The organism is Pseudomonas rhizophila (genome assembly GCF_003033885.1).
GTDB classification, from domain to species: Bacteria; Pseudomonadota; Gammaproteobacteria; order Pseudomonadales; family Pseudomonadaceae; genus Aquipseudomonas; species Aquipseudomonas rhizophila.
Window position 1 is genome coordinate 3271066 of sequence record NZ_CP024081.1, and the last position, 16433, is coordinate 3287498.

At 59.2% G+C, this 16433-nt stretch carries 13 protein-coding genes; 9 read left to right on the top strand and 4 right to left on the bottom strand.

Going from position 1 to position 16433, the window contains the following annotated elements; all coding sequences use genetic code 11:
- Nucleotides 1-46: 46 nt before the first annotated feature.
- The 7 genes from clpP (at nt 47) to CRX69_RS27695 (ending at nt 8593) form a co-directional block, all read left to right on the top strand.
- Entirely contained in the window at nt 47-688 is a 642-nt protein-coding gene (gene clpP, locus CRX69_RS15255; RefSeq protein WP_003183177.1) for an ATP-dependent Clp endopeptidase proteolytic subunit ClpP, read from the top strand.
- Nucleotides 689-795: 107 nt separating this feature from the next.
- Nucleotides 796-2079: an ATP-dependent Clp protease ATP-binding subunit ClpX gene (gene clpX / locus CRX69_RS15260; RefSeq protein ID WP_047228498.1), complete on the top strand. Its 1284-nt coding sequence runs from the start codon at nt 796-798 to the stop codon at nt 2077-2079.
- 161 nt (nt 2080-2240) lie between these two features.
- Complete coding sequence (lon, locus tag CRX69_RS15265; RefSeq protein ID WP_047228497.1) at nt 2241-4637, top strand: endopeptidase La; 2397 nt, start codon at nt 2241-2243, stop codon at nt 4635-4637.
- 148 nt (nt 4638-4785) lie between these two features.
- The gene (locus CRX69_RS15270) at nt 4786-5061 is read left to right on the top strand and encodes an HU family DNA-binding protein (RefSeq protein ID WP_047228496.1); all 276 of its coding nucleotides are present in this window, start codon (nt 4786-4788) and stop codon (nt 5059-5061) included.
- Between the two features lie 225 nt (nt 5062-5286).
- Nucleotides 5287-7158 (top strand): SurA N-terminal domain-containing protein, encoded by a 1872-nt coding sequence (locus CRX69_RS15280; RefSeq protein ID WP_047228495.1) that lies wholly within the window; start codon nt 5287-5289, stop codon nt 7156-7158.
- A 221-nt stretch (nt 7159-7379) separates the two neighbouring features.
- Entirely contained in the window at nt 7380-8330 is a 951-nt protein-coding gene (locus CRX69_RS15285) for a DUF2242 domain-containing protein (RefSeq protein ID WP_047228494.1), read from the top strand.
- 116 nt (nt 8331-8446) lie between these two features.
- Nucleotides 8447-8593: a hypothetical protein gene (locus tag CRX69_RS27695; protein WP_171061343.1), complete on the top strand. Its 147-nt coding sequence runs from the start codon at nt 8447-8449 to the stop codon at nt 8591-8593.
- 41 nt (nt 8594-8634) lie between these two features.
- Here the strand turns inward: CRX69_RS27695 and CRX69_RS15290 are convergent, their stop codons facing one another.
- Nucleotides 8635-9672 carry an AraC family transcriptional regulator gene (locus CRX69_RS15290; RefSeq protein ID WP_047228493.1) on the bottom strand — a complete coding sequence of 346 codons (1038 nt, stop codon included), beginning with the start codon at nt 9670-9672 and terminating at the stop codon, nt 8635-8637.
- A 4-nt stretch (nt 9673-9676) separates the two neighbouring features.
- Complete coding sequence (locus tag CRX69_RS15295) at nt 9677-10807, bottom strand: carbon-nitrogen hydrolase family protein (protein ID WP_076383970.1); 1131 nt, start codon at nt 10805-10807, stop codon at nt 9677-9679.
- 209 nt (nt 10808-11016) lie between these two features.
- Between CRX69_RS15295 and CRX69_RS15300 the strand changes: the two genes are divergently transcribed.
- Together CRX69_RS15300 and CRX69_RS15305 are read left to right on the top strand one after the other, a co-directional pair.
- Nucleotides 11017-13056, top strand: a complete 2040-nt coding sequence (locus CRX69_RS15300) for an oxidoreductase (protein WP_107322277.1) — start codon at nt 11017-11019, stop codon at nt 13054-13056.
- Nucleotides 13057-13258: 202 nt separating this feature from the next.
- On the top strand, nt 13259-14167 hold the full coding sequence (locus CRX69_RS15305) for a 1-aminocyclopropane-1-carboxylate deaminase/D-cysteine desulfhydrase (RefSeq protein WP_047228490.1): 909 nt from the start codon (nt 13259-13261) through the stop codon (nt 14165-14167).
- 6 nt (nt 14168-14173) lie between these two features.
- Here CRX69_RS15305 and CRX69_RS15310 read toward each other — a convergent pair whose 3' ends face one another.
- Nucleotides 14174-14722 carry a cytochrome b gene (locus tag CRX69_RS15310; RefSeq protein ID WP_107322278.1) on the bottom strand — a complete coding sequence of 183 codons (549 nt, stop codon included), beginning with the start codon at nt 14720-14722 and terminating at the stop codon, nt 14174-14176.
- Nucleotides 14723-14911: 189 nt separating this feature from the next.
- Nucleotides 14912-16318: a type VI secretion system Vgr family protein gene (locus tag CRX69_RS15315; RefSeq protein ID WP_107322279.1), complete on the bottom strand. Its 1407-nt coding sequence runs from the start codon at nt 16316-16318 to the stop codon at nt 14912-14914.
- Between the last annotated feature and the right edge of the window lie 115 nt (nt 16319-16433).

Below are 16433 nucleotides of genomic sequence, written 5' to 3' on the forward strand. Positions count from 1 at the left end.
GCTTATGCGTATTCAAGACATAACTATTTGGGAGTGACTGCGAGACATGTCCCGCAATTCTTTTTATCAGCAGAGCTCTGACATCCAAGCCGCAGGCGGCCTGGTCCCGATGGTTATCGAGCAGTCTGCCCGTGGCGAACGTGCCTATGACATCTACTCGCGTCTGCTCAAGGAACGCGTCATCTTCCTGATCGGCCCCGTTGAAGACTACATGGCCAACCTGGTTGCGGCGCAACTGCTGTTCCTTGAAGCGGAAAACCCGGACAAGGATATCCATCTGTACATCAACTCACCTGGTGGCTCGGTGACAGCAGGCATGTCGATCTACGACACCATGCAGTTCATCAAGCCTGACGTTTCCACCATCTGCATCGGCCAGGCCTGCAGCATGGGCGCATTCCTGCTCGCCGGTGGCGCAGCGGGCAAGCGTCACTGCCTGCCTAATTCGCGCATGATGATTCACCAGCCGTTGGGTGGTTTCCAGGGGCAGGCGTCGGATATCGACATCCATGCCAAGGAAATCCTCCACATTCGTTCGCGCCTGAACTCGCTGCTGGCCCATCACACCGGCCAAAGCCTCGAAACCATTGAGCGTGACACCGAGCGTGACAACTTCATGAGCGCTGAGCGTGCGGCCGAATATGGCCTGATCGACTCCGTGATCAACAAGCGTCAAATGCCTGCCTAAGCCGCTCAAAATGCAGGTGGTTGGGATGACCGGCCGCCTGCGGGCTTGAAAAAGCCCGCAATTGCCTTCATCTTGTGTTGCAAGCCTATCGGATTTGGATCGATCGAATGACTGACACCCGCAACGGCGAGGACAACGGCAAACTGCTTTATTGCTCCTTCTGTGGCAAAAGCCAGCATGAAGTACGCAAATTGATTGCCGGCCCCTCGGTCTTCATTTGCGACGAGTGCGTCGACCTGTGCAATGACATCATCCGCGAGGAGGTGCAGGAAGCCCAGGCCGAAAGCAGCGCGCATAAGTTGCCTTCGCCTAAAGAAATCAGCGGCATCCTTGATCAATATGTCATTGGTCAGGAGCGCGCGAAAAAGGTACTGGCCGTAGCGGTGTACAACCACTACAAGCGCCTGAACCAACGTGACAAAAAGAATGACGAGGTCGAGCTCGGCAAGAGCAACATCCTGCTGATCGGCCCGACAGGCTCGGGTAAAACCCTGCTTGCCGAAACCCTGGCCCGTTTGCTGAACGTTCCGTTCACCATCGCCGACGCAACCACCCTTACCGAGGCGGGTTATGTGGGTGAGGATGTCGAGAACATCATTCAGAAACTGCTGCAGAAGTGCGATTACGATGTGGAAAAGGCCCAGATGGGTATCGTCTACATCGACGAAATCGACAAGATTTCCCGCAAGTCCGACAACCCGTCCATCACCCGGGATGTTTCCGGCGAGGGCGTGCAGCAGGCCTTGCTCAAGCTGATCGAAGGTACCGTGGCTTCCGTTCCGCCTCAGGGTGGTCGCAAGCATCCGCAGCAGGAGTTCCTGCAGGTCGACACGCGTAACATTCTGTTCATCTGCGGTGGCGCGTTCTCCGGCCTGGAAAAGGTTATTCAAAACCGTTCCACCCGTGGCGGCATTGGTTTCAACGCCGAAGTGCGCAGTAAGGAAGAGGGTAAGAAGGTCGGTGAATCCCTGCGTGAAGTCGAACCTGATGATTTGGTCAAGTTCGGTCTGATCCCGGAATTCGTGGGTCGCTTGCCGGTCCTGGCGACACTGGACGAGTTGGATGAAGCTGCACTGATGCAGATTCTGACCGAGCCGAAGAATGCCCTGACCAAGCAATATGCCAAGCTGTTCGAAATGGAAGGTGTAGACCTGGAGTTCCGTTCCGACGCGCTGAAATCGGTTGCCAAACGAGCCCTGGAGCGTAAAACCGGTGCCCGTGGGTTGCGCTCGATTCTGGAAGGCGTATTGCTCGACACGATGTATGAGATCCCCTCGCAGTCTGAGGTGAGTAAAGTCGTGATCGATGAAAGCGTTATAGAAGGTAAGTCCAAGCCTTTGTATATCTACGAAAACAAAGAGCCGGCTGCCAAGGCCGCGCCGGACGCTTAAGCGTCCCGGTGCCGGAATAAAGAAGGGGCCTTCGGGCCCCTTTGCTTTTTGCGCGTTTTAGACGTGTCTTTGCGCTTGTTTTTTTTCAAGGCTGCCCCCATCTTGGTTTCAAGCTTACTTCCATCTGTTTCCGGCCTTGTGGCCGCCGTAGAGGCGAAATCATGAAGACAACCATCGAATTGCCTCTCCTGCCATTGCGTGATGTCGTGGTTTATCCGCACATGGTTATCCCGCTGTTCGTGGGGCGCGAGAAGTCTATCGAAGCCCTCGAGGCTGCGATGACGGGTGACAAGCAGATTCTTCTGTTGGCGCAGAGAAATCCTGCTGACGATGATCCCGGCGAAGACGCACTTTATCGCGTAGGCACAATTGCAACAGTTCTGCAGCTGCTCAAGCTGCCCGACGGCACCGTCAAGGTCCTGGTCGAAGGTGAGCAGCGTGGCACGGTCGAGCGTTTCAGCGAAGTGGACGGCCATTGCCGGGCCGAAGTGTCGCTGATCGACGAAGTGGACGCGCCCGAGCGTGAGTCTGAGGTGTTTGTCCGCAGTCTTCTGTCGCAGTTCGAACAATACGTGCAGTTGGGCAAGAAGGTGCCTGCTGAGGTCCTGTCGTCGCTTAACAGCATCGACGAACCTGGGCGGCTGGTCGATACGATGGCGGCCCACATGGCCCTCAAGATCGAGCAGAAGCAGGAAATTCTCGAAATCATCGATTTGTCTGCCCGTGTCGAACACGTGCTGGCACTGCTGGATGGCGAAATCGACCTACTGCAGGTCGAGAAGCGCATTCGTGGTCGCGTCAAGAAACAGATGGAGCGTAGCCAGCGCGAGTACTACCTGAATGAGCAGATGAAGGCCATTCAGAAGGAACTTGGCGATGGTGACGAAGGGCACAACGAAATCGAAGAGCTGAAAAAGCGCATCGATGCTGCGGGCCTGCCCAAGGATGCACTTGCCAAGGCCCAGGCCGAGCTGAACAAGCTCAAGCAAATGTCGCCTATGTCTGCCGAAGCCACTGTGGTGCGCTCCTATATCGACTGGCTGGTTCAGGTGCCTTGGAAGGCGCAAAGCAAGGTCCGTCTGGACCTGGCCCGCGCCGAAGATATTCTCGATGCCGACCATTACGGTCTGGAAGAGGTCAAGGAACGTATCCTCGAATACCTCGCCGTGCAAAAACGCGTGAAGAAAATTCGCGGGCCGGTACTGTGCCTGGTGGGGCCTCCCGGGGTCGGTAAAACATCGCTGGCAGAGTCGATTGCCCACGCTACCAATCGTAAATTCGTGCGCATGGCCCTCGGTGGCGTGCGCGATGAAGCGGAAATTCGGGGGCATCGCCGCACTTATATCGGGTCGATGCCAGGAAGATTGATTCAAAAGATGACTAAGGTTGGCGTGCGCAATCCGCTGTTTCTTTTGGATGAAATCGACAAGATGGGCAGCGATATGCGCGGCGATCCCGCTTCTGCGCTGCTCGAAGTGCTCGATCCGGAGCAGAATCACAATTTCAACGATCACTATCTGGAGGTCGACTACGACCTGTCGGACGTGATGTTCCTCTGCACCTCCAACTCCATGAACATTCCGCCAGCACTGCTGGACCGGATGGAGGTGATCCGTCTGCCGGGCTACACCGAAGACGAGAAGATCAACATCGCCGTCAAATACCTTTCGCCCAAGCAGATCCAGGCCAACGGCCTGAAAAAAGGCGAGCTGGAATTTGACGAGGAAGCGATTCGCGACATTATCCGCTACTACACTCGCGAGGCGGGTGTGCGTGGTCTGGAGCGGCAAATTGCCAAGGTCTGCCGCAAGGCGGTCAAAGAGCATGCGCTGGAAAAACGCTTCGCGGTCAAGGTTACTTCGGACCTGCTGGAGCACTTCCTGGGTGTTCGCAAGTTCCGCTACGGCCTCGCCGAACAGCAGGATCAGATTGGTCAGGTGACTGGCCTTGCGTGGACTCAGGTCGGTGGCGAGTTACTGACTATCGAAGCGGCCGTGGTACCGGGCAAGGGGCAACTGATCAAGACCGGTTCGCTGGGCGATGTGATGGTCGAGTCGATCACCGCGGCGCTGACGGTCGTGCGCAGCCGCGCCCGGAGCCTGGGCATCCCCCTGGACTTCCACGAGAAGCGCGACACCCATATCCACATGCCTGAAGGGGCTACGCCCAAGGACGGCCCGAGCGCCGGCGTAGGCATGTGCACGGCCCTGGTATCCGCGCTGACCGGCATTCCTGTGCGCGCCGACGTCGCTATGACGGGTGAAATCACCCTGCGTGGCCAGGTATTGGCCATCGGCGGTCTGAAGGAAAAACTGCTGGCGGCTCACCGTGGCGGGATCAAGATCGTGATCATTCCCGAGGAGAATGTCCGCGATTTGAAGGAGATTCCTGACAACATTAAGCAGGATCTTCAGATCAAACCGGTTAAATGGATTGACGAGGTCCTGCAAATTGCGCTGCAATACGCGCCGGAGCCCTTGCCGGATGTGGCTCCGGAGATAGTCGCGAAGGATGACAAGCGAGAGTCTGACTCTAAGGAAAGAATTAGCACGCATTAATACGCATTTGCCTGGGGGGCTTCCTTGACAGTTTTTTAGAGCCCTTGTTATAAAGCGGCTCTTAAGTGTCTGTAGGCCATTCAGCACTCGTTTTTGCTTTCACCAAAAAAACTTAGAATCATCTCAAATAGATATAAGGGGACTTAGAGTGAACAAGTCGGAACTGATTGATGCTATCGCTGCATCCGCTGATATCCCGAAAGCTGCTGCTGGCCGTGCGCTGGACGCTGTAATCGAATCCGTCACTGGCGCTCTCAAGGCCGGCGACTCCGTAGTTCTGGTTGGTTTCGGCACCTTCTCCGTGACTGATCGCCCAGCGCGTACCGGCCGCAACCCGCAGACCGGCCAAACGCTGGAAATCCCTGCTGCCAAAAAGCCTGGTTTCAAAGCTGGCAAGGCATTGAAAGAAGCTGTTAACGACTAAGGTTTCACCGAGTTTATCCGGGTCGGGGTCATGCCTGGCTTGGCAGCGGAGCGGTCATACAGCCGGTTTGTAGCCGGTGTGTCACGCCAGGACTCGCGGGTTTGAGTCCGGTCCGCTCCGCCAGTTACGAGAAGGCGCATCCTCGGATGCGCCTTTCTTCTATCCGGATTCTACCCACGCTCCACGGTTGCCTAAATTTGAAGTTCAACCGTTTCTGGGGGACGCATGCTGCAGAATATCAGGGACAATTCACAAGGCTGGATTGCCAAAACCATCATCGGGGTCATCGTCGTATTGATGGCGTTGACCGGTTTCGATGCCATTTTTCAAGCTACCACCAACAGTAATGACGCAGCCAAGGTCAACGGCGAAGAGATCAGCCAGAACGAGCTGAGCCAGGCGGTCGACATGCAACGCCGCCAGCTCATGCAACAGCTGGGCAAGGATTTCGACGCTTCGTTGCTGGACGAAAAAATGCTGCGCGACTCAGCGCTCAAAGGCCTGATCGATCGCAAGCTGTTGCTGCAAGGCGCGCAAGATTCGAAATTCGCTTTCTCCGAAGCCGCGCTGGATCAAGTGATCCTGCAAACGCCTGAGTTTCAGGTCGATGGCAAATTCAGCGCCGAGCGTTTCGATCAGGTGATCCGCCAGCTGGGTTACAGCCGCATGCAATTTCGTCAGATGCTGGCTCAGGAGATGCTGATCGGCCAGTTGCGCGCAGGTCTGGCGGGGAGTGGTTTTGTCACCGACGCCCAGGTGTTGGCCTTCGCCCGTCTGGAAAAACAGACCCGGGATTTCGCCACCTTGAATATCCAGGCCGACTCGTCGACGGTCAAACTGACCGATGATGAGGTCAAGGCTTACTACGATAAGCATGCCAAGGAATTCATGACGCCCGACCAGGTGGTCATCGACTACCTTGAGCTGAAGAAGGCTTCTTTCTTCGATCAGGTCAGCGTCAAGGATGAAGACCTGCAAGCGGCCTATCAGAAAGAAATCGCGAACCTGTCCGAACAGCGTCGTGCTGCGCACATCCTGATCGAAGTGAACGACAAGGTCACCGAAGCCCAGGCCAAGGCGAAGATCGAAGAGATTCAGGCTCGTTTGGCCAAAGGCGAATCGTTTGAGGCGTTGGCCAAGGAGTTCTCCCAGGACCCAGGTTCGGCGAACAGCGGCGGCGATCTCGGTTATGCCGGTCCGGGTGTCTACGATCCGGAGTTCGAAAAGGCTCTGTATGCGTTGAGCAAGGATCAGGTATCGGCACCGGTGCGTACCGATTTCGGTTTTCACCTGATCAAGTTGTTGGGAGTCGAAGCGCCTGAAGTGCCAACGTTTGCCAGCCTCAAGGACAAGCTTGTTCGCGAGCTGAAAACCCAGCAGGTTGAGCAGCGTTTCGTGGAGGCGACCAAGCAACTGGAGGATGCCTCTTTCGAAGCCTCCGACCTGGCACAGCCGGCTCAGGACCTGAAATTGACCGTCCACACTTCGGCGCCGTTCGGCCGTGAGGGTGGGGAGGGGATCGCGGCCAACCGCGCCGTGGTGACCGCCGCGTTCAGCCCGGAGGTACTGGATGAGGGTGCAAACAGCACCGCCATCGAGCTGGACCCGGAAACCGTGGTGGTGCTGCGTGCCAAGGAGCACCGCAAGCCCGAGCAAATGCCACTGGAAAGCGTGGACGGGGCCATTCGCGCTCAACTGGCGAAGGAACATGCCAGTGCCGCGGCCAAGACCCGGGCCGAGGAGTTGATTGCCGGTTTGCGCGATGGCAAGACGGCCCTGGATCAACCTGTCGACGGTCAGAAATGGAAGGTCATCGAGGCGGCGACTCGAAGCCAGGAAGGGATTGATCCGGCGGTGTTGCAGGCATTGTTCCGGATGCCTAAACCCGAATCGAAAGACAAGCCGACGTTCAGCAGTGTGACGTTGCCCGATGGCAGTCTGGTCATCGTGCGTTTGAACGGCGTGAACGAAGCGGCGGCACCGAGCGATGAGGAGAAGGCGCAATACCGCCGTTATCTCGCTTCTCGTGTCGGCCAGCAGGACTTCGCTGCCTATCGCAAGCAGTTGGAGAGTGAGGCGGACATCGAGCGCTTCTAAGTGCTCTGATGGTTTGCCCCACAACGACCCGGCCGAAAGGCCGGGTTTTTTGTGTCTGCTTGTTGCATCGGGCAGTATCTTCGTCGCTCCACCGAATTCGCGTCTTTTTCCCGCAAATAACCCCCAGTAGACTTGTAACCCGTTTGAGACAAGATTAGCCACGCGGCCTGGCAGCGTTCTGTTGCACAATACGCCCCGGATCGTTTTCCTCAGGATGTTCAATGTTCAAATCATTCCCTATGCGCACCGTCGGGCTGGCACTGGTGCTGGCCGCTGCAGCCGGTTGCTCGTCGAAGAAAACCGCTATCTACGAGCATGAAAACTTCGATGACTCCGGTACGTTCTCGCGTTCCTATTCAGTGAATGATGCGGCGACCTGCGAAGCCGGGCGCCGGGCATTGCTCAGCCAGGGCTACATCATTACCAGTAGCGATCCGAAGCTGGTCAGCGGTCACAAGAGTTTTCAGCAGACCGGCGAAACCCATATGGAGATCAGCTTCAATCTGGTCTGTGCGCAAGACAGTGGTCCCGGACACCGTGCGACCATGTTTGCCAACGCCTTGCAGGACCGTTATGCGCTGAAAAAAACCAACAACTCCGCCAGCTTGGGCGTGGGGGTGCTGGGATCGGTGTCGATGCCGATCGGCTCGTCCGATGATTCGATGGTCAAGGTCGCCAGCGAAACCGTGTCGTCGGCGAAGTTCTATGAGCGTTTCTTTGCCCTCGTGGAGTTGTTCCTGCCTCCCGAGGCGAAGAAACCCGTGGAAGAAACCGAAAAACCCAAGGCTGAGCTTGGCGTTCCGGAACCCCAGGTCGAGCCGGCGGCGTTGTCACCGGTTTCTACTCCGGAGCCGACACCGATGCCTGTTCCTGCACCAGAGCCGGCACCGATTCCTGTACCTGCTCTTGCTCCAGAGCCGGAGCCGGCTCCCGAATCGGCTCCCGAACCGGCACCAGCGCCAGTCGCGCCGGTGGAGGAGGCCACGCCCGCGCCTGCCGAGACTTCTCCGGCCAGTTCGGAGCCGGTCGCGCCGCCGGCAGAGCCCGCGCCCATCGCACCCAGCGAGCCTCAACTATCAGAGCCTGAGTCGTCGACGCAAGCCATTACACCGCCACCCTCCAGCGCCTTGCCGGCCCCCTCCGAGCCGATCCAGCCGCTTCCCGCCTCTTGATGCTCAGTGGCAAGGGTGGAAATCCCTTGCCACACCTGCACGCAGTAATTTCCCAGCGCTGTGCTACGTTTAATTCATGAAGCTTTTGCTTCATGTTTTGTTCATAAAGCGGCTTTATGCTGATTCCAGCGCCATCAGGCATCGGTTTCAACGTTACGTTATGGGAAGGATTCAAGATGGATGATTATCAGGAAGAGCTGCTGGAATATCAGGCGTATGAGCTTGATCCCCTGGAACCCGCCGAGGATGCGACAGAGCTGTAAATCCGCTAAAAACGGCACGTTATCAGCGGCAGGTTTGCAGCTTAACTGCTTCTACGACTGCGCCGAAACTCGCCCGGAGTCTGGTTGTTCCAGCGCTTGAAGGCGCGTTGAAAGGCTTCCGCTGAGGCGAACCCCAGCAGGTACGCGATTTCACCGAACGCCAGTTCAGTGTCGCGAATGTAGGTCATGGCCAGGTCGCGGCGAGTGTCGTTGAGGATTGCGCGAAATTGCGTGCCTTCTTCGGCCAGTTTGCGACGCAGTGTCCAGGTCGGCAGCTTCAGACGCGCCGCCACTTCTTCCAGGTCGGGTTCCCGACCGCCGTTGAGCAAGGGCCCCAGCAGTTGGATGATGCGCTCGCGCAGGCTGCGGGTGCGCGTCAATTGCTCCAGCTCCCGTTCACACAACTGAACCAGGTGTCGCCAGGTGCCGGGGCAATGTTGGGGGTTGCGTTGGGCGAGACTGTCGAGTCCCAGGCGTAGCTGATTATGTTCGGCACCGAACTGGATCGGGCAGTCACCGAGCGCGCGATAGGCCTCCAGGTATGCCGGTGCTTCGAACTCGATTTCCACCCGTTCAGCCCTCAACGCGACAGCACTCACGCAGGACAGCTGCGCCAGCCAGCCGGCGATGATCGAATCCACGACGAAGCGGTTGTAGGCGTTATAGGGGCTGATGGAATAGAACCGCAGCCACGCGCCTCGGGCATCTTCATGAAAACTCGACTGACCGCGATAGTTGGAGCCGTACAGCGGCTCGAAGCGGATCATGCACCGCGCGGCTTCGCGCACCGTCGGTGCCTGGGCCGCCGTCACGCCTGCCAGCCCGGCCTGGCTCAAGCGGCTAAGTTGGCCCATGCGCAAACCCAAGGCAGGGTCCTGGGTCTGTTGGATGGCGGCGTGCCCCAGGCGCATGTAGCGCGGGATCGACAGACGAGCACCGGGCTCGGCCAGGCGTGCCGCATCCAGACCGTATTGTTCAAGCAAAGGCTGGGGGTCGTGGCCATGGCTGGCAACCGCGTCGGCCAGGCTATGGACGAAGCTGACTGACAAGTCTCCCAGTCGCATCGGTTGCGGTTTCATGGTGTTACAGCCACAGGTTCAGCAGACGGGCGCCACGAGCTTCACCGTCGGGAAAATGCTCGCCGTCATGGCTGATGAAACTCTGCCCGGCGTTACCGTTGTCCCAGAACTGACCTCGCAGGAAGACACTGACGCCGCCCCTGGCCTGGCTGCTGGGCGGCTGGCTGGTCAGTGTCAGGCGATGCCAGGCCTGGCCTTCACTCACTTCCCCAGGCTTGAGGCTGACTTCGCTCGGTGTGGACAGGCCCCTATAGCCACCCCAGGGTTTTTCCCAGGTATGGCGACCGTTGACAAAGGCAGGCACTGCCACCAATTGCGCCCCCTGTTCATTCAACTGCCGATAATGAACCGGGTACCAACTGTCGCTGCCGATCAGCACGCCCAGGCGACCGGCAGGGGTGTCGACGACGCTGATTGTGTCCGGATGGTCTGGCCCCAGCACGCCCTGTTGCTCGAACATGGGGTGCTGTTGGCGCTGTGGCTGGCCCAGCGGCCGACCGTCGCGGCCGAACACCACGCTACTGTTGTACAACGGGCCCCGGCCAACTTTCAGTTGGCCATCGCTGACGCTTGGCTCGGGCAGCACGATGGAGCCGGCCACCAGAGTCACGCCGAACTCCTTGGCGAGTCCGCCGAACAGTGCCTGGTAGTCACGGGCCATGGTGTCGGCTTTCATGCGCAGGTAAGCATCGTCCAGCCGGTTGTCACCTTTTGCGCTGACCAGCGCCTGGATGAACGCCAGCGGGTTGCTGACCGCCAGCCAGTTCATCGCTTCCTTCAACGTGGCGGCCTGATACAACTCGTCTTTTTCCCCGGCGATCATCAACCAGGTGCCAATGTGCTCGGGCAAGACCACCACGGTTTTGTCATTGAGCAAGCCCAGGTCACGAGCGGTTTGCAAATAGGCCGCCAGTTTGCGGTGCAGGCGTTCGGGGCTCTGGTAGTCGGTGGGGAACAGTTCGGGCTGGATGCCCAGCAAGTTGCCTTGATCGGCAGGGGTGCCCTGGTTCACCGCCAGGTTGATGCGAAGGTCTGACAGGTAATGACCCGCCGGACGATCCACCGTCCACAGTGCGTAGGTGATCAGGGCGGCAATCAAGGCCAGTGACAACAGCAAGTACAGAAATTTGCGCATGGGGAACAGTCAGCGGCCGTGTGCGGATTCACTGACTAGGGTAGGGCCCACGATGGGGTGTTGCCAAGGGGCGTTGCGCATTTGGATCATTAAGTTGTCAGTTACGGCCATTGAGCACGCAGCTTCCCGCTCTTAGGCTGTCTGGCATGACTGATGGAAGCCGCAGAGCCTCCGCATTTTTTCCGTGATCGCCCGTTGTGGAGTTATCGATGACCACCCCTCATTACCCGCACCTGCTGGCCCCGCTGGACCTGGGTTTTACCACGTTGCGCAATCGCACCCTGATGGGGTCGATGCACACGGGTCTTGAAGAAAAGCCCGGTGGTTTCGAGCGCATGGCGGCGTATTTTGCCGAGCGCGCTCGTGGCGGCGTGGGGCTGATGGTCACCGGCGGAATCGGGCCGAATGACGAGGGCGGCGTTTACTCCGGCGCGGCCAAGCTGACCACCGAGGAAGAAGCCCTCAAGCACCAGATTGTGACCCGTGCCGTACATGAGGCCGGCGGCAAGATCTGCATGCAGATTCTCCACGCCGGGCGCTATGCCTACAGCCCCAAGCAGGTGGCGCCGAGCGCGATCCAGGCACCGATCAACCCGTTCAAGCCCAAGGAGCTGGACGAAGAGGGCATCGAAAAGCAGATCAGTGATTTTGTCACCTGTTCGGTCCTGGCCCAGAAAGCCGAGTACGACGGTGTCGAGATCATGGGCTCGGAAGGTTATTTCATTAACCAGTTCCTGGCGGCCCATACCAACCACCGCACCGATCGCTGGGGCGGCAGCTATGAAAACCGCATGCGCCTGCCGGTGGAAATCGTGCGTCGGGTGCGTGAGGCGGTCGGCCCCAACTTCATCATTATCTTTCGCCTGTCGATGCTCGACCTGGTGGAAGGTGGCAGCAGTTGGGATGAAATCGTTCAGTTGGCCAAAGCCATCGAGCAGGCCGGGGCGACGATCATCAACACCGGTATCGGCTGGCACGAGGCGCGGATTCCTACCATCGCCACCAAGGTTCCGCGGGCGGCGTTCAGCAAGGTCACAGCCAAACTGCGCGGCTCAGTGAGTATTCCGCTGATCACCACCAACCGCATCAACACCCCGGAAGTGGCCGAGCAGATCCTGGCCGAAGGCGACGCCGATATGGTGTCCATGGCGCGGCCTTTCCTGGCCGATCCGGAGTTCGTCAACAAGGCTGCCGCCGGGCGCGCGGATGAAATCAATACCTGCATCGGCTGTAACCAGGCCTGTCTGGACCATACCTTTGGCGGCAAGCTCACCAGTTGCCTGGTGAACCCGCGGGCGTGCCATGAAACCGAGCTCAATTACTTGCCGGTCACCGAGGTGAAAAAAATCGCTGTGGTCGGTGCCGGTCCGGCCGGTTTGTCCGCTGCTACCGTGGCGGCCGAACGGGGTCATCAGGTGACGCTGTTCGATTCGGCCAGCGAAATTGGTGGCCAGTTCAATATCGCCAAGCGGGTGCCGGGCAAGGAAGAGTTCTTCGAAACCCTGCGTTATTTCAAGCGCAAGTTGCAGACCAGCCACGTCGAGCTGTGCCTCAACACGCGGGTGGATGTCGCGCAATTGGTCGCGGGCGGTTTTGACGAGATCATCCTGGCCACCGGTATCGCACCGCGAGTGCCGGCGATTCCCGGGGTGGAGCATGCCAAGGTCCTCAGCTACCTGGATGTGATTCTGGAGCGCAAGCCAGTGGGCCGCAGCGTCGCGGTGATCGGGGCCGGCGGTATCGGCTTCGACGTGTCGGAGTTCCTGGTCCACCAAGGGGTTGCCACCAGCCAGGACCGTGAAGCGTTCTGGAAAGAATGGGGGATCGATACCCTGCTCCAGGCGCGCGGCGGTGTGGCGGGTATCAAAGCCGAGCCCCATGCCCCGGCGCGGCAAGTATTCCTGTTGCAGCGCAAGAAATCCAAGGTGGGCGACGGCCTGGGCAAGACCACCGGCTGGATTCACCGCACGGGCCTGAAGAACAAGCAGGTGCAGATGCTCAACAGCGTCGAGTACCTGAAAATCGATGACGAAGGCTTGCACATCCGCATCGGTGAAACCGGCGAGCCGCAGGTGCTGGCCGTGGATAACATCGTGATCTGCGCCGGCCAGGATCCGTTGCGTGAGTTGCAGCAAGGCCTGGAAGCCGCAGGGCAAACCGTCCACCTCATTGGCGGTGCCGACGTAGCGGCAGAACTGGATGCCAAGCGGGCGATCAATCAGGGTTCGCGATTGGCGGCGCAGTTGTAAGACACCGAATCTGTGGGCGCCTGGATCCACTGTGGGAGCGAGCCTGCTCGCGATAGCGATGAGTCAGTTGCATGAGTGTTTACTGACCCACCGCCATCGCGAGCAGGCTCGCTCCCACAAGGGGTTGCAATGAACACAGGCACTGAGGTCATCCGCGACCTAGCTGTTAAACTTGCGGCTCGTCCCGATTCGGCCTGCTGCAATGTTGCTTTCCTGCCTCGACTGGCACCCCCAACCCCGCCTGGAACTCCTTCATCTGGACTGGCTCGCCCGTGCCGGAGTTGAAGTGGCGGTGCTGCGTCTGGACCAGATTGACCCCCTGATCAGCGGCAACAAGTGGTTCAAGCTGGTTCACCATGTGCGCGCTGCCCATGAGGCCGGTGCCAAGGGGATCATGAGCCTGGGCGGTGTCTATTCCAACCATCTGCATGCGCTGGCGACGGCTGGCAAGCGCTTCGGGTTCCCAACGGTCGGGCTGCTGCGCGGCAATCCCCAGGAAACGCCGACGGTCCTTGACCTCAAAGCGTTCGACATGGATCTGCACTGGCTGGGTTATGGCGGATACCGAGGGCGGCACGCCGCGGACTTCTGGCAACCCTGGCAGGCGCAATACCCGCAGCTGCATCCGGTGCCTGAGGGCGGTTCAGGGTTGTCCGGCGCGCAGGGTTGCATGGATTGGGTGGCCGGGGCGCGTGAACAATTGGCGGCGTTGGGCTGGGTGGATTATCACGGCTGGTGGCTGGCCTGCGGTACCGGGACCTCCCTGGCGGGGCTGGTGTTGGCTGAAGCGGGGGAGCACCCGGTCTACGGCGTGTTGGCTGTGCCTGCGGATCACGGCGTGGCGCAGCAGGTCGAAAGCATCGTGGGGCAAGCAGGTCTCTGCAACCCGCGTTATGAGTTGTTCGACGGCAGCCGTGGCGGCTTCGCCCGGGTCGACGCCGAACTCGTCGCCTTCATCCACGCCACTGGCGCCATCGAACTGGAGCCGCTGTATACCGGCAAGGCGTTGATGCTGCTCAAGGCGCGGGTCGAGGCCGGACAGTTTGCCCGTGGCACCCGCTTGATTTTCGTTCACACCGGCGGCTTGCAAGGCCGCCGAGGGTTTGAATAACCAGCGTCAGCCGCGTTTGGGCATCATCCGCAGCAGGGTGTTATCGCGCACGATGTAGTGGTGGTACAGCCCCGCCAGGGCATGCAGGCCAATCAGCCAGTAGCCGATGGTGCCTCCCAACTCATGCCAGCCCTCCAGTTGTTTGGCAAAGTCTTTGTCCTGATCGATCAGCAGTGGCAAATCGAAACCATAGAACATCACCTGATGCCCTTCGGCACTGGTGATCAGCCACCCCAGCAATGGCATGGCGATCATGAACAGGTACAACGCCCAGTGCATCAGGTGGGCAAGGAAGGTCTGCCAGGCAGGCGAGGCGGGAAAGATGGCTGGAGCCTTCCCCATGCTGCGGGCGAACAGGCGTAGCCAGACCAGCACAAACACGGTCAGGCCGAGCATGAAGTGAGCTTCTTTGATCAGGGTCCGGCCGTCACTGCCTTTGGGGAATATCCCTCGCAGTTCGATGCAGGCATAAACCACGGCCAGTAGAATCAGCATCAGCCAATGCAGGGAGACCGTGACGGTACTGTAGCGGTTTTCCGAGCTTTTCCAGGGCATGCAGGTATCTCCAGTCATCAGGTAGAGCACCGTCTTATGCGGCGTAGTGCTCCTACTGTAAGCCCGTTTTTTCGGGTTCGCTTGAGCCAGATCAGTTTCGCCAGTATGGACAACCCCGATCAATGCATTCACAGGATGGCGGCTGTTGCGCCGCTGCGCGGGAGTAAGCGCCCTGGTCACGCAAGGAGGTCAGGGTGTCAGGTCTGGCGGATTCAGGAGCCAGTCCAATAGCAGCCTTGTGTCATTTTGACCCTGCACCGGTTTCGTTTGTATGGCGGGCTGCCCACCGCCGACATCGCCTACCCCCAGGCACAGCACCGGTCGGTCGGGGTCACCATCGAGAAAGCTCACCAGCACTACGCTGCCGATCCTCAGGACGGGCCGTTCATTCAGCGTCAGGCGTGACACCGGCAGCGTGATGCCTTCGTTATCCGGGGTCCACAGGCTGACCGTGACACGGCCGCGTTGATCGGGGCGTGTCGGCTGATCGCCAGGGTCGAGTACGTACGCGAGGTGATAGCCGGGGATGCAGGGTCTTGGATGCTTGAGGGCAGGCCTGAATACGGTGGACCATGGGATGGCCGAAAACCGGTTACGGTAATCGCGGGTCGCCGGTATGGGCGACAGGTTGGTTTCAAGGATGGAAAATTGCCGCCCGCGATGCTGGATATCGGTGATCAGCCACTGGTCGTTGAAAGTGGACTCCGGGTGTTCACTGATCTGCACGATATGGCCGCTGCGCAGGAAGGGCTGGTGGCTCTGGCCCTGGATTTCCCGCTGTCGACAGCGCAGCCGCTCAAGTCTGCGGCGGCCGGCCTGGTAGCGATGAGCCAACGTCGGACTGCTGCGTATCGTCTCGTGATTTTCACCTTCGAAGGCGTGATTGGCCGCGCTGTCCCCGGCTTGGCTTGTGTCGCGATCACTGAAGCCGGCCGGCAGGCCATGGGTCATTGCGCAGTGTCGCTGGTACACCTGCCTGATGGCTGGTTGCTGGCCGGGATCAGGGCGCAGGTTCAGTTCGATCGGACGGGCGGGAAAACTTTTCGGGTCTTCGGCGAACACCAGGACATGGCCATGAACGGTGTGTTCGAATTGGTAATGAATGCCTTCTTCTTCACACAACCGGTGCAGCAACTCCAGATCGCTCTCCTCGTACTGGATACAGAACGGGCGGCACGGGTACTGCCCATGGGGCAGTTCAAAGCGGTAGCTGTGGGCCGGCAGCGCATTGTCTTCCAGCAGTCGATGCAGGATCTGCACAGCGCTAAGCCGGTAGAACACCCGTCGCCGTGGGCCCTGTTCCAGGCGCTGGAGGTACGGCACCAGCGTCAAGCGATAGCCGATGCGCTGTGGGGCATGGCTCGTCACGCCGACGCTGTGCACAACGCCATGCACACCGCATTCGCCATCGAGGCGCAGGAAGGCAGGCTGGTCCAGCAACGTGTCGGGATTGATCGGCGGCGACAGCCCGATCAATTCAAGGTCGAAACGGTATGGCTGATTAAGCGCTTCGCGACCGTTAAACCTCAGGACTTGCAGGCGCAAATCGCTTTGCGTGAGGGTCAGGCTGAAAGGACTTTCCGATTCGTTGCGCATCGCGGTTCTTACTGGCTGGGAAGATAAGTTCACGAGAGTACGAAACCGCAGGAGGAAAGGGGGCCCCAAATCGCCATTTCAGAAACTCCCTACAGCACGTCGGGGAAATGTTGAT

Coding starts and splice junctions, on each gene's coding strand:
- clpP (WP_003183177.1), top strand. CDS start 47: ATGTCCCGCAATTCTTTTTATCAGCAGAGCTCTGACATCCAAGCCGCA.
- clpX (WP_047228498.1), top strand. CDS start 796: ATGACTGACACCCGCAACGGCGAGGACAACGGCAAACTGCTTTATTGC.
- lon (WP_047228497.1), top strand. CDS start 2,241: ATGAAGACAACCATCGAATTGCCTCTCCTGCCATTGCGTGATGTCGTG.
- CRX69_RS15280 (WP_047228495.1), top strand. CDS start 5,287: ATGCTGCAGAATATCAGGGACAATTCACAAGGCTGGATTGCCAAAACC.
- CRX69_RS15285 (WP_047228494.1), top strand. CDS start 7,380: ATGTTCAAATCATTCCCTATGCGCACCGTCGGGCTGGCACTGGTGCTG.
- CRX69_RS27695 (WP_171061343.1), top strand. CDS start 8,447: ATGCTGATTCCAGCGCCATCAGGCATCGGTTTCAACGTTACGTTATGG.
- CRX69_RS15290 (WP_047228493.1), bottom strand. CDS start 9,672: ATGAAACCGCAACCGATGCGACTGGGAGACTTGTCAGTCAGCTTCGTC.
- CRX69_RS15295 (WP_076383970.1), bottom strand. CDS start 10,807: ATGCGCAAATTTCTGTACTTGCTGTTGTCACTGGCCTTGATTGCCGCC.
- CRX69_RS15300 (WP_107322277.1), top strand. CDS start 11,017: ATGACCACCCCTCATTACCCGCACCTGCTGGCCCCGCTGGACCTGGGT.
- CRX69_RS15305 (WP_047228490.1), top strand. CDS start 13,259: ATGTTGCTTTCCTGCCTCGACTGGCACCCCCAACCCCGCCTGGAACTC.
- CRX69_RS15310 (WP_107322278.1), bottom strand. CDS start 14,722: ATGCCCTGGAAAAGCTCGGAAAACCGCTACAGTACCGTCACGGTCTCC.
- CRX69_RS15315 (WP_107322279.1), bottom strand. CDS start 16,318: ATGCGCAACGAATCGGAAAGTCCTTTCAGCCTGACCCTCACGCAAAGC.